This window comes from Paraburkholderia sp. RL18-085-BIA-A (genome assembly GCF_046027075.1).
In the GTDB taxonomy this organism is placed as follows: Bacteria; Pseudomonadota; Gammaproteobacteria; order Burkholderiales; family Burkholderiaceae; genus Paraburkholderia.
In genome coordinates this window covers 110,042-123,621 of the sequence record NZ_JARESU010000014.1, presented here as the reverse complement: position 1 = coordinate 123,621, position 13,580 = coordinate 110,042, and the positions used below count along the sequence as shown (strand labels likewise).

Annotated in this window: 10 protein-coding genes; all 10 read right to left on the bottom strand. The window is 61.8% G+C overall.

The window, feature by feature from the left end:
• Positions 1-6: 6 nt before the first annotated feature.
• The 10 genes from P0D89_RS12995 to P0D89_RS12950 all read right to left on the bottom strand — a co-directional run bounded on the left by P0D89_RS12995 (position 7) and on the right by P0D89_RS12950 (position 13,572).
• Positions 7-1,134 carry an HlyD family secretion protein gene (locus P0D89_RS12995; RefSeq protein ID WP_408376711.1) on the bottom strand — a complete coding sequence of 376 codons (1,128 nt, stop codon included), beginning with the start codon at positions 1,132-1,134 and terminating at the stop codon, positions 7-9.
• Positions 1,131-2,615 (bottom strand): TolC family protein, encoded by a 1,485-nt coding sequence (locus tag P0D89_RS12990; protein WP_408376733.1) that lies wholly within the window; start codon positions 2,613-2,615, stop codon positions 1,131-1,133. The genes P0D89_RS12995 and P0D89_RS12990 overlap by 4 nt, the downstream gene beginning before the upstream one ends.
• A gap of 87 nt (positions 2,616-2,702) precedes the next feature.
• A complete protein-coding gene (locus P0D89_RS12985) occupies positions 2,703-3,806 on the bottom strand; it encodes an AI-2E family transporter (protein WP_408376709.1) in 1,104 nt (367 codons plus the stop codon).
• 79 nt (positions 3,807-3,885) lie between these two features.
• Positions 3,886-4,455 carry a BPSL1445 family SYLF domain-containing lipoprotein gene (locus P0D89_RS12980; protein ID WP_408376707.1) on the bottom strand — a complete coding sequence of 190 codons (570 nt, stop codon included), beginning with the start codon at positions 4,453-4,455 and terminating at the stop codon, positions 3,886-3,888.
• Between the two features lie 654 nt (positions 4,456-5,109).
• Positions 5,110-6,489 (bottom strand): glutamate decarboxylase, encoded by a 1,380-nt coding sequence (gene gad, locus P0D89_RS12975; RefSeq protein ID WP_408376705.1) that lies wholly within the window; start codon positions 6,487-6,489, stop codon positions 5,110-5,112.
• A gap of 80 nt (positions 6,490-6,569) precedes the next feature.
• Positions 6,570-8,225, bottom strand: a complete 1,656-nt coding sequence (locus P0D89_RS12970; protein WP_408376703.1) for a bifunctional aspartate transaminase/aspartate 4-decarboxylase — start codon at positions 8,223-8,225, stop codon at positions 6,570-6,572.
• 61 nt (positions 8,226-8,286) lie between these two features.
• The gene (gene aspT, locus P0D89_RS12965) at positions 8,287-10,032 is read right to left on the bottom strand and encodes an aspartate-alanine antiporter (RefSeq protein WP_408376701.1); all 1,746 of its coding nucleotides are present in this window, start codon (positions 10,030-10,032) and stop codon (positions 8,287-8,289) included.
• 244 nt (positions 10,033-10,276) lie between these two features.
• Positions 10,277-10,675 (bottom strand): RT0821/Lpp0805 family surface protein, encoded by a 399-nt coding sequence (locus P0D89_RS12960; protein WP_408376700.1) that lies wholly within the window; start codon positions 10,673-10,675, stop codon positions 10,277-10,279.
• Positions 10,676-10,709: 34 nt separating this feature from the next.
• A complete protein-coding gene (locus tag P0D89_RS12955) occupies positions 10,710-12,476 on the bottom strand; it encodes a SulP family inorganic anion transporter (RefSeq protein WP_408376698.1) in 1,767 nt (588 codons plus the stop codon).
• A 208-nt stretch (positions 12,477-12,684) separates the two neighbouring features.
• The gene (locus P0D89_RS12950; protein WP_408376697.1) at positions 12,685-13,572 is read right to left on the bottom strand and encodes a DUF2950 domain-containing protein; all 888 of its coding nucleotides are present in this window, start codon (positions 13,570-13,572) and stop codon (positions 12,685-12,687) included.
• Positions 13,573-13,580 lie beyond the last annotated feature (8 nt).

Here is a 13,580-nt window from a genome sequence, read left to right as displayed (position 1 = left end):
AGCCATTCAGTAAACGTATGAGACCCAGCTCATCACGCGCAGAAACACACGACCGAGCGGATTGAGCGGATTACCCGGATCCGGAAACGCCATCACCTCTGCCTGGCCGCCGACACGAACGTTGTGAAGACGCGCCATCTCACCCGGTTCGAACTCGACGATTACTGGAAAGCGTTGCGCGGGGCGCAGCCAGTCGCGGCTGTTCTGTACGGTGGGCAAACTGCCGGGCGGCGTGCTCTGCCCCACGCTCACGCCATATCCGATACTGCGAAGCCGTCCCTCGAAAACTTCGCCCGGGAGCGCGTCCAGCGCAATCGCCACGGGCGTGCCGGGCCGCAGATGCCCCAGGTTGTTTTCTGTCATATCCGCACTGACCCACACATCGCGGATTGGAATCAGCGTCATGACCGGATTGCCCGCCGCTGCGAACTGGCCGACTTCCGTGCGCAGATCCGTGATGACGCCACCTGAGCGCGCCCTGACTTGGGTATTGGCAAGATCGAGTTCAGCCTTTTCCAGCGCAGCGCCAGCGCTGCGCAACTGTGCGTTTTCGGCTTCATTGCCACCCTGCTGCTCGCGCGCCCGCTCCACTTCGGCACGCGCTGCGGCAACCTGGCTCTGGGCCTGCTCGTGCGTCGCTCGCGCCACTTCGAGGCGCCGCAGCGAGACGGTGCCCTCATCGTCGCGATAGAGCCTTTCGAGGCGCTCGCTGTCCTGGCGGGCCTTGACTTCATTTGCGACGGCCGCGCGCAACGATGCGAGCGCCGAATCGATCCCGGCCGTGCTCGCGCCGATCTGCCGGCGCGTCGACTCGAGGTCGGCCCGCGCGCGATCGACGGCGATCCGGTATTGCCCGTTATCGACCTCGAAGAGCACGTCACCCGCTTTGACTTCCTGGTTGTTATGCACGAGGACCCGTGTCACTCGCCCCGATGCTTCCGCGGCGACGGATACCACGTAGGCCTGAACGCGCGCCTGTTGCGTATAAGGGGTGAAGCGATCGGCGAGCAGATACCAGATCAGACTGACGACGATCACGCAGACGACCCACTTTACCGCTTTGCCCGACGGGTCGGCGGCAGTCGCCGGCGGGTTCGGCGGCGTGACGGCGGTGGGCTCGGGCGTGTCGCTCATCGGGATGAACCTTCAGACGAGCTGGCACTGGCGGATGGAGCACTCGGCTCGTTCAGCAAGTCGCCCCAGTCGGTGCGCTGCTGCATCTGCTGGCGCGTCGCGGGATCGACGAGCGGTTGTTCCGAGTACCAACCTCCCCCGAGCGCCTTGTAGAGCGCGATCAGACCGCCCACCGCGTTGCCGCGGTTGACGACGTACGCGTCCTGTTGCGCGAACAGCGCACGCTGCGCGTCGAGGACCCGCTGGAAGTCCGAGTACCCTTCCCGGTAGATCGTATTGGCGAGCTTGAGCGAGCGCTGCGCGGCCCCTTGCGCGTCGTTCAGGATCGTGTCGCGTTGCAACGCGGCTATGATCGTCGTGGCGGCGTCGTCGGCCTCGCGGGCCGCTTCGCGCACGGTGTTCTGGTAGGAGACCGTCAGCTCCTGCAGGCGGGCGTCCTGCACGCGCACGTTGTTGATTATCTTGCCGTGATCGAACAGGTTCCACGTGACGCTCGGGCCGCCGACGACAGCCAGCGTGCTCGGTGAGCCAGTGAGCGAACTGGCGCTCCAGACAAGGGAACCCAGCAATGACACGGACGGGTAAAAATCGGCCTCCGCCACACCGATGAGCGCGGACTGCGAGGCCATCTGCAATTCGGCCGCGCGTACATCCGGGCGGCGCAGCAAAAGATCTGCCGGGACATCCTGCAGCACCGCGCGATCCACGAGCGGTACCACGTCCTCTTTGCCCGGTTGCACATTCAGTTCCGGCAATGGGCCAGGCGGCCGTCCAAGCAGCACGGATAACGCATGATGCGCGAGCACGATCTGGCTCTCGAAGTCGGGGATGCTGCTCAGCGTCCCGAGATACTGTGTCTTCGCCTGCTGGAGGTCGAGTTCATCGGTCTCGCCGCTTTTGAAGAGCTTTTGCGCGATCTCGAAGCTGCGCTTCTGCAACTGGGCGTTCTCGCGCGCAATGCGCAGGCGCGCCTCGGCCGTGCGTAGCGTGAAATACGTATCGGCGACCTGCGCGTGTAGCAGGACCAATGCGTCATCGCGGTTGGCTTGCGCCGCGAAAAACGCGGCGTTGGCAGATTCGATTGCGCGGCTGAAGCGCCCCCAGAAATCGAGCTCCCAGCCGACACTGAAGCCCGCCCCGTACTGCCAGAAGCCGCCCGAGCGCGGATTGAATCCATCCGAACGTTTGCGCACCGAGTACAGGACGTCGGCATTGGCCTGTTGCACCTGCGGGTAGCGGCCCGCGACCGCGATGCCCAGTTGGGCGCGCGCCTCCAGCACGTGCAGGCCGGCGATCTTCACATCGCCGTTGTTTGCATCGGCCTGCGCGATCAGACTCTCGAGGTTCTGGTCCGCGAATATCTGCCACCATTGGCGGATGTCCGGCTGGGTTGCCTGCTGTGTGACCTGCTCGATGGACGCGCTGCTCCAGTGCTCGCTCCAGGCCTCATGCTGCGGTTGAAAGTCCGGGCCAACACGCATGCATCCGCTCAGGCAGCCGGCCGCGATCAGCAGCCAGTGTGTGCGCGCGTTCTGGGCCACGGCGTACACGGATTGGCCCCGGCATGCTCAGGTCTGTTGTCCTTCTTTTAACCGCTCGGGCTTTGCCTGGTCTTTGACCCACCGCCAGAAGAGCTGATAACCGACCGACAGCACCACGGGACCGATGAACAGACCAATGACACCACCTGTGACCATGCCCCCGAGCGCGCCGATCAGCACCACAGGCATGGGAACAGCGACGCCGCGGCCGAGCAGCAATGGCTTGAGCACGTTATCGGCAAGCCCCGCGACGAACACATACACCGAGAAAATGATCGTCATTGCGCTCACACCTTGGGTGGCAATAACGAAGATGATCACGGGCACCGTGATCAGCGTGGCTGGCAACTGCATGATGCCGATCAGCAGCACCGCGAGCGCGAGCAGCCCCGCACCGGGAACACCCATGACCACGAACCCGATACCGATCAGCAGCATCTGGATGAAGGCGATCCCGACCACGCCCTGGGCGACCGCGCGAATGGTGGCCGTGCAAAGGTCGGTGATCTGCGGGCCGTTCTCAGGGCCGGAGATGCGTGAGGCAATCTGCACCGCGCTGGTGTGGCCTTTCTCGCCATACGCCATCAGGATGCCAGCGACGATCAGGGCGGCGAAGAAAAGCAGCAGGCCTGCACCGAGACCGGTGAGCGTTCCAATCAGAACGAGACCGGCATCCTTGAGCTGTGGAGCGAACTTCAGCACAAGACCCGTGAGGTCGACGGAAGCCTGCTGCCAGAAGTCGTACACGCGCTGGCCAATCAGCGGCCAGCTGGCCACCGAGTCGGCGGGAGGTGGAATGCTGAAGCTGCCGCTTTTGAAAGTGGTCATCGCATTGTCGACCGATTCGGCCACCGCGCCCCCCAGCAGGTAGGTCGGCACGAGGATGACGCCAAACGCGACGAGGATGATCAGCGTGGCGGCCACGCTATCCTTGTTGGCGAGCCTACGCCGGAGTCTGACGTGAAGCGGATACAGCGTGATCGCGAGGATCACGGCCCAGACCATGAGGTTCAGGAACGGGACGAATATCCGGAAACAGAAAATGGCCAGAACAGCAACCAGTCCAGCACGGATCAGTACATCGAGCAATTCTCTGGACAACGTCCGTTGGGTAATCGGTGTCAGCAGCATAACTTGTCTCCCGGCAGGACGGCTGCGCACGTGCTGGAATCAGGCCTCGATAGTCTTGTGTCGCGTTGCGGTGCCGGCGTCAGATGTCGAGCTTGCTGACTTTGGTGCCTTCGAAGCTGAGATTGGCCATCAAGCCAGAGTTCGTCACCACGAAACCGACGATCGGCGCACCCGTCGTGGCGGTGTCGAGCTGGCCATTGGCGCCCTTCTTCGCCAGCGCCACCGAACCATCCACGCCCGCTGTCCAGCCCTTGTCGCTCGTCCGGAATTTATCGAGCGCGTCCTGGGTCATGAACATCATGATCACTGCCTTGGACTGGGCGCCGATCTGCAACCCTAACGAGGCGGTACTGGTCTTGAAATAGCCGACGGACGTGTCTCCCACGCGTAGTGCCCCTTCGCCATATTCGCCACCGACCCCGAGACCCGCAGCGATCACCGATGGAAAAACGAGAATGCCCTTTGCCTTGCTGGCCTGCGCCTGTGCGCCCGGCGTCGAAGCAAACAGCTTGTTGAGGGCGCCGTCGACGCCGGCATCTATTTCCTTGCGCTTGCTGGCCGCTTCGTTCGGAGTCGAAGGTGTGTTGCATGCCGCCAACGAACTGGCCAGTGCGATCGCTGTTAGCGAAAAGAAGGTACGACGGTTCATGAGACTCTCCTCGATTGAAGTGCAGCAGCTTGGGATCTGACGCGCCTGAGAATGCTTGTCTACATCCATCGAAAACAACGAACTGACGCTGGCTGACGGCCTGCCCGGAGGCAGTTGCCATATCACCGCTGGTATTACCAACTGCCCCGCTGCACGCGCGGAAACCGACCTGCGTTTTGCTGTTACCACCGCCACAGCCGCACGACAGCGCCCGCGCCATCCGGTGGCTGCTCACGCGAAACATAGACATCCGGCGGACGGTATCCCTCCAGGCGGTTACACGCCAGGCGGCAATGGTTGGCTTGCACGCGCTGACAAAGCAACGATGACGAAGAGAAGCGGCAGCGGCTTCATTGCATTCACCTCCATCGGTTTTTCGCGCTTCCAGGCGCGCAGGCAAATCAATGTCGTGGCGGGAAACCCAAAAATACATCGAGTTAAGATTAGGCCCGATGCCCGCCGGCAGGTATTGGACCTTGGTCCTATGTCAGCCGGAACCCGACACCCGACACTCCGACACCGATCACCAACGCAAAGGCCCCGAGACAAACTGAAGCCGCGATCCCCAACGACAATACACAGCAATCGCCATCGTCCTTATCCTGCTCTGTGCAAAAGCTCTGGCGATTCGCGGCAGTTCCTCAATCGGCATCCTCAACATTTGGCCGGCGTCGTCTTTTCCGCGGCATGCGCGTGCAGCGACGGAGGCTTCGCGTTTCCGCCATTTCTCTCGAGGAATTTGCAGGCATTGACGATATCGTCGGCGAGCAGTCCCGCCACATTCCGATTGACGTGCGGCCGCACCACGACCCGCAGGCTTGTTATCTCCTCGGCATTGGGCGGCATCGTGTATGCAGCGAGCACCCAGCCTTTTTCTCGCACCTTGTTCGAGACATCGAATTCGTTGAAGTTCTTTACTTTCTTGTCGAGCGTCACCGCTACCACGGGTATCCGCTGCGCTTCGTTCATGACCGTGAAGTATCCGCTATTCACGAGAATTTCGCGCAAGGCGATGGCATTGTCCAACGTGTGCTGCATGATCCTTCTGTAGCCTTCGAATCCCTGGCGCAGGAACATGTAGTACTGCACCGCCACCTGAAAGGCGTTGCGGCTGAAATTCAAGGTCGCGGTCGGCATTTCGCCACCGAGGTAATTGACGTAGAAGACCAGATCCTCGTTAAACACTTTGCGTTCGCGGAAAATGACCCATCCAAGGCCCGGAGGGACGAGGCCGTACTTGTGTCCCGACGCATTGATGGACAGCACGCGCGGCAGCCGGAAGTCCCATTTGTAGTCGGGGTAAAGGAACGGATTGACGAACCCTCCCGACGCGCCATCGATATGCATCGGAATCGACACGCCGGTGCGCTTCTCGTAGTCGTCGAGCCAGTCATGAATGCCCTGGATATCGTCATCCTCGCCGGTGAAGGTTTGTCCTGCGATGGCGACGACCGCAATGGTATTTTCGTCCACGTACTTGTCGAGCTGTTCCGCCGTCAGGCGGTAGTTGCCGGGACTCAGCGGCACGATGCGCGGTTCGACGTCGAAGTAGCGCAGAAACTTCTTCCACACGATCTGCACGTTGCCGCCTGTGACCATGTTCGGTCTGCTCGTGTCTTTTCCTTCCGCTTCTCTTCTCTTGCGCCAGTTCCACTTGTGCGCAAGACCGGCAAGCATGCAGGCTTCCGACGACCCCACCGTCGCCGTGCCGTACGGCTCCACGCCTGCCGGGCCGTTCCATAACTGATGCAGCCACCTGACCATCCGCGTTTCCATCGCGAACACCTGCGGATACATGTCATGGTCGATGTAGTTCTTGAATATGTTGCGCTTCGCCGTCTCCGCAGCCTCCGGCTCGGCCCAGGTGGTCACGAACGACGACATGTTCAGCATCGGGTTCGCGTCGGTCCATTCGGAGCTGATGACGACCGCGGCCGCGGCGCGCGCGGACATCCCGTCTTTTGGAAATTCGTTCTCCGGAATCAGATAGTTGAACTCGTCATAGGGTGTGATCTTTTCGCTGTCCGTAGTCATCGGGTACTCCTGGATGGAGAAAGGTTGGATGCCAAGCCCGCCGTAACCGGCTGGTTCGCCGGTTCGTCCGAGGGCGGGATCTACAGCACTCTGTTCTTGTCGAGCTTGTTGCCGGTCGCGGCGTTGTAGCGCTCGACATAATCGGCAAGCAGCGTTCGAATGGCGCGGCCTATCTTCCGGTAGTCGGACTCGTTCAGGTTCGCGAGCGATACGCGGCCGGACGGATGCGGCGTGCCGAATCCCCGTCCCGGGAGCAGCACCACGCGCGCTTCCCTGGCCAGTCTGAAGAGCAGTTCCGACGGCTCGGTATTCTTCATGAGCCACTCGACAAAATCGCGTCCGTACGCGCGTTCGCCGAGAAACTCCATGTCGAGGATCGTGTAATAGTCGACCTGGTTGATGTCGTCGTCGTCGAATGAAATGCCGATCTCTTCGTAAAGCGCACGCTTGCGGCTGCGGATCAGGCGCTTCAGCGCGTTCTTGTAAGCGTCGGGCGTGTCCATCAGCGAGAACAGCGAAAACAGCACCATCTGCACCTGCTGCGGAGTCGACAGGCCCGCCGTGTGATTCAGCGCGACCGTGCGGCTGTCGGCCACGAGGCGATCGATGAACTTGAGCTTGTCCGGCTCGGTCGTGATCGATTCGTAACGCTTGTGCAGTTCCTTCCTGGCGTCGTCCGGCAGTTCGGCGATCAGCCTGTCGAGCACGTTGTCGCGATGTGTGGCGATTGCGCCGAGACGCCAGCCGGTCGCACCGAAATACTTGGAGTACGAATACACGAGGATGGTGTTCTTCGGCGCAAGCGCGAATAGCGAGACGAAGCCGTCGGCGAACGTGCCGTACACGTCGTCGGTCAGCAGGATCAGGTCCGGCCGCTCCTTGACGATGCCGGCAATGTACTGAAGGCTTTCGTCGCTGATCCGCACTGACGGCGGGTTGCTCGGATTCACGAGAAAGAACGCCTTGACCTTCGGGTCGCGCAGTTTGTCGAGCTCCTTCTTCGAGTATTGCCAGTTCTTCTCCACGTCGGCGTTGACCTCGACGACCTTCAGCTGATAGTCGTTCAGGTGCGGAATCTCGATGTATGGCGTAAAGATCGGCATGCCGAGCGCGATCGTATCGCCGGGTTTGATCAGCCGGTTCTCGCGCATCGTGTTGAAGATGTAGGTCATCGCGGCCGTGCCGCCTTCGACCGCGAAGATATCGAACTCGCCGATAAACGGATGGTCGCCGATCATCTCGCGGCGCAGATACTGGCCGACGATGACCTCCGACAGCCTCAGCATCCGGTCGGGCACCGGATAGTTCGACGCGAGAATGCCTTCGCACATCTCGTACAGGAAGTCGCCGTCGGACAGCCCCAGCTGATCGCGAACGTACGACACGGCACTCGCAAGGAAGTCGATGCCGGGCACGCCCTTGTTGCCGCGCAGGAACAGTTCGAACCGCTCGACGAGTCCGTCGCGCCTCGGAAAGCCGCCCAGACCCTCCGGCATGTACGCAAACGAGCGCTCGGCTTCACGCATCGCGAAGAGACCCAATTGCCAGAACCCGTGGCGCGGAATGGTCGCAATGAAGTTGGGATTGCCGCGCCCGGCGTTGAGCATCGCAAGATTCGCGGCTCGCTCGACCGCGCCGCCCCCCGCCGCCTTGATCAATTCGTCTTTCAGTTCAAACGGACTGAGTGCGGCCAGCCTCGCCGCCTTCTCGGCATCCTGCTTTTCCCGCTTGCTCATTTGCGCTCTCCAGAACGAAGTTTGCCGGATGGGTGTCGCCAGCCGCGACGCCCTCCCCGGCTCAAGACAGAATCATCACGATCACCATCCCCCAGATCGTCAGGAGCGTGTTGCCCACCGCGTAGGTCACGGTGTAGCCCAGTCCCGGGATCTGGCTTTTCGCTGCGTCACAGATCATCCCCAGCGCCGCAGTCGTGGTTCTTGCACCAGCACACACGCCGAGCAGGATGGCCGGATGAAAATGAAAGACGTAGCGTGCGATAAACATGCCGAGAATCAGCGGCACAGAGGTGGCCATGATCCCCCACAGGAACAGACCGAGGCCGAGGTTCTGCAGCCCTGCGACAAACCCCGGCCCTGCCGTTAGCCCGATCACGGCGATGAACACATTCAGACCAACCGAGTTCATGAACCACACCGTGGGCTCCGGAATCCGGCCGAAGGTTGGGTGAATCGCTCGCAGCCAGCCGAATACGAGGCCGGCGATCAGTGCCCCGCCCGCCGTCGACAACGTGATCGGAATGCCCGCGACATTGATGACGATCGCACCCACCAACGCGCCGACGGTGATCGCGAGGGTCACGAAAGCCACGTCCGTCATGTTGCTCGGCCGGTCCAGCACGCCGAGAGCTTTTGCGGCGGCACTTGTGTCCTGGGTCCGTCCAACGATCGTTATCGTGTCGCCGCGATGCAGCTTCGTGTTGGGCAGCACGGGAATCTGCGTTTCCGTGGGCCCCCGCTTGATCTTCCGAAGATAGACGCCGCGCGCAAGCGGCAAGCCTGCAAGCTCCTGCAAGGTCTTGCCGTCCACCGCCTTACTGGTGACATAGACATCCACGCCTTCGGCCGGTACTGCCAGCAGTTCGGGATCGTCCACTTCCACTGTCCGCGCTTTGCGAACCGCGACGGCCTGATCGTCCGCGTCCTGCCCAGTCGCGCCGCCGGCCCCGAGCACCGACACCAGCTGGTCACGAGGACCCGCTATCGCAACGACATCGTCAACTTGCAGAACCAGATCCAGGGTCGCCTCCTGGACCGTGCTCCCGCGCCTGACGCGTTCGATGAACAACCGCGTATTTTCAGGCTGGAGCGCTTCAACCTGACTGACTGTTTTGCCGCACACCACGCTGTCCGGCACGATCCGAAAAGCACGCAACTCGTACCGGTGCCAGGCCTGATTGGCGCCACCCAGTTCCTTGGTGCCACCGAGACTCGCCTCGTATTCCTTGCATGCCGCAACCAGGTCGATGCGCAGCAGCTTCGGCCCGAGCGTCGCGAGAATCAGCGCGGAACCGATCGTGCCGAAAATGTACGAGATGGCGTAGGCGGTCGGCATCGCGTCGAGCATGACTTTGGTCTGATCGGGCGGCAACGCCAGCCGGTTGATGGCATCCGTCGCCAGCCCCATCGACGCCGAGATGGTCTGCGATCCGGCAAAGAGTCCGGCCGCGGAACCCAGGTCGTAGCCCGCCACTTTTGCAGCAACGACCGCGGCGGCTAAAGACAGCACACATTGCACAACCGCAAAGAGTGCCTGCGGCAAGCCGTCTTTCGCGATGCCGCGCACGAACTGCGGCCCGACCCCGTAGCCCACGGCAAACAGGAACAGCAGGAAGAACACCGACTTGACGTTGGGCGATATGGTGATATGAAGCTGCCCAATTGCAATGGCAGCCAGCAACGTTGCCGTGACGGCACCCAGACTGAAGCCTTTGAAACTCTTACCGCCGACCCAATAGCCGATTGCGAGTGACAGGAATATAGCTATCTCGGGATAGTGTTGTAGTGTTCCAGTTAGCCATGCCATCGTAGCCCTCGTCTGCGGTTCACCCTCTGACACACATGTGCGAACGGGTGTGTTGTCAATGAATCATGGCCGACGACCTCCAGCGAGAAATTTGCCAATCTCTCGAATCGGTCTCTCGCCGTTCGTACAATGGTTCTTCTCACGGCAACGGACAATACGACCTTGGTCCCATGAATCAACCCCAACCCGGTCGACGGGGCATACCGGTGCGCTCAAACCACCGCGAGGCGCCTCGCACGAGCACTCATTGCTTGAGGATCTTCCAGGGTCCGCTGCCCTGTTTGCAGACAGTGGGCGTCCAGCTTTGAGTCTGGCCTTTGGCAATCGCGACGAGCGTCGCGGTCCGACAGGTTTTATCGCCCTCCTTGGTTGTAGCGTGCGGCGTCACTGTGCCTGTGATCGAAACGGAGTTGCCGGTGCCCGCATTGCTCCATTCCAGCGATTCGCCATCCTTCTTGGTTTCGAGCGCCACTTGTGCTGCATTGTTGAGTGCCTTACGGTCAGCGTCCTTCATGTAGCTAATCGGCGTGTCCTTCAGGAAATTCAGGTTCGTCGCATGACCGAACGTGGCACCGACCAGCAGCGCAGCGCCCACGATGCAGCGCGGCAACAGGTGTATGGTCATAGGGGATTGGGCTCGCATAGATATCTCCGTCGATAGCGGGTTCGGCCACACGCTAGGTCGTGGCCCGTGGCGCCACATCCGGGCCATCGCCAACGCCCCGATGCGACTGGAATTCGTCCACCGCGTCGGCAACCGAGTCGCGCCGACCGATGTGGCCCAAACGATCTTCGAGACCTTCGGCGCGAAGCATGTCCCGCACGTCCGCGTGTGCGGCCACGACTTTCATCACCGTGCCGCAGGCCTGAAGCGTTTCGTGCAATGTCTTCAGCATCCGCGCGCCCGCCAGGTCGACAACCGGCGACGCGGACAGATCGCAGATCAGCAATCCGACCGGCTCGGACGCCGTGCGGATCTTCCACCAGATCGTTTCGCGCACGTGCTCGACATTGAAATACAGCAGCGATGCCTCGACGCGCACTGCCAGCACATGTGGAATCGCCTCGTTGTCGGCGTGCCGCCCGATGTCCGAAAAAATGCGCGTGCCGGGAATACGCGCGAGGATCGCCACATGGGGATGCGCGGCACGCCGGATGATCAGGAGCATCGAAATCAGGACGGCGACAATCACCCCTTTCAGAATGCCCAACATCAGTACCGCCGCAAACGCTACCATGGAGATGGCGAATTCAAAGCGGCTTACACGCCAGACATGCCGCAACTCACCTACATTGACGAGCCCTTTCACGGCCACCAGCACAATGGCGGCCAGAACCACATTGGGCAAATTGGCAAGCAAACCTGTCAGGAACATCAGACATAGGCCGATAGCAATCGACGCGAACACGAGTGCAAGCGGGGTCTGCGCGCCGGCTTTGTCGTTCACCGACGATTGAGACAGACCGCCTGCGACCGGGTACGCCTGGAAGAATCCTGCCGCCAGATTCGCGGCTCCGAGACCGAGCAGTTCCTGACGCGCGTCGATCTCGTATCCGTTTGCCTGAGCGAGTGTGCGCGCCGCCGACACGCTCTCGACATACGCCAGCAACAGGCACGCAAAGGCGAGCGGGATGACTCCATCGACATCGCGTAGCCGCAGTCCTGGCAGACGGAATTCGGGCAAACCGCGCGGCAGCGCGCCCACGAGCTTGAATCCCAAACCGGCCAGCGGTGTGACGGACAATACGACGATCGAAGCGACCACGACGACGAGCGCAACGGGACGCCCCGGCAGGAATTTCTCGCCGAGCAGCAGCAAGGCAATGCAGACCAGACCGAAGGCGAGCACGGCGAGATTGGTCTGCGCAAGCTGGCCGCCGAGCACCGCGATCCGCTCGAAGAAAAACTCCCCACCGCCCTTGACCCCGAAGAGTTTCGGCAGTTGGGTCATTGCGATAGTCAGCGCGGCGCCCGCCTTGAACCCGAGCAATATCGTCTCGCTGATGAAATTGACCAGCGAGCTCAAGCGCAGCAGCCAGGCCACTACACACATGCCGGCGATCAGCACGGCCGTGAGCGCCGCTATCGAGGCCCAGCGCGCGGGATCGCCGTCGGCCATCGCCGCTACGGTGACGCCGACCAGCATCGAGATCGCCGAAGTCGGGCCGATCGCAAGCTGGCGTGACGAGCCGAACAGCGCGTAGAACAGTCCGCCGACGAGATAACCGTAGATGCCATATTGCGGCGGCAAGCCGGCAAGCGATGCGTACGCGAGCGAAACCGGAATCCCGTAGGCCGCGAGCGTCGCACCCGCGACCGCGTCGTTCACGAGCCATCGAGGCTTATAGACTGGCAGCCACCGCGCGGGGGGAAACGCGCTGCGCCACCCGCGCACGGGCAGATCGGCCGCCACCGGATCGGTGACGCTGGATTCGTTGGTCAACGTAGCGCCTCGCGTACGGAAGCAGACTCGATTGGAACACGGGCGCACCCCGTTCGATGATCCAGTGCACGATGCCCCGCGAGCGGCCCGTTCCGCTTTTCAAGCGTACTCGGTGGCTCGCCCGATCCACATCGGACCTTGGTCCTAGATGCTTGCGCACACGCCTGCGCCGCAAGCGCCGGCCGGCGGAGCGCAGCAGGCGATCGGCTCAGTACGGATCCTTAACGCGCTGCCATGTGTGATCCGGGTTGAACTCGGTGACAGGCGGCGCGTTCGCGCCACGATTCTTCTGGTAGATAACGCCGTTGTTGTTGACCACGAAAGTCATCACGCCGCTCGTGCCATATATGGCTGGATAGGCGACCATTGCGAAACCGGCGATCATATGTCCGTTAATGATGTAGCTAAAGGCACCCCCAGGGGCGTCCTTGCCTTGCCTCGTCAAAATTCGGAAGTGATAGCCCCGATAGGCGTCGCCCGCCTTGTGGCCCTTCAGATACTCCGAGCTGACGGCGATCAGCGGTCCAAACGGACTGGCTTCTTCACCGCTGCTCTCATCCGTGTGCCAGTAGAGGCCATCCTGCTTGCCCGGCGTACTGGCAAGCTTTTGCGCGTATTCCAGCAGGCCGTCATTGTTTCGATCGCGTGACGCGTATTCTCGCTGTGCGTCGAGATAGGCGCGCAGCACGGTCATCGCCTCGCGTTCGTTGGCGCCGATACGGCGATTCAGGATTTCTTCCTCGCCGATTTCGGTGGCGAACCGCCAGCTGCCGTTCTCCTTCACGATGGGGATCGGCATTGGCCAGGCCTCGTCGCCGACCAGCAGAATCCGGCGATTCGGTCCCGCGTCATCGAGGACGTGAAAGGCATCCAGTTCCGCGCTCGCCTTGGCCCAATTCGCGTGGTTCTCCGCCTCGTCCGGCGAGACCACGAGACGTTTGTGCGACTCGCCGAAAATGGCGACCAGCGTCGCTTCGTCGCCGGCCTTCAACGCCTCGGACAGAGCGGTGACCGCCTCGTCCGGTGTGGCGAACGTCCGTTGCCCTGCGGCGAGGGCCCCAAACGGAACCAGCAGCGCGAGGACCAGTGCGCACAACCCGCACC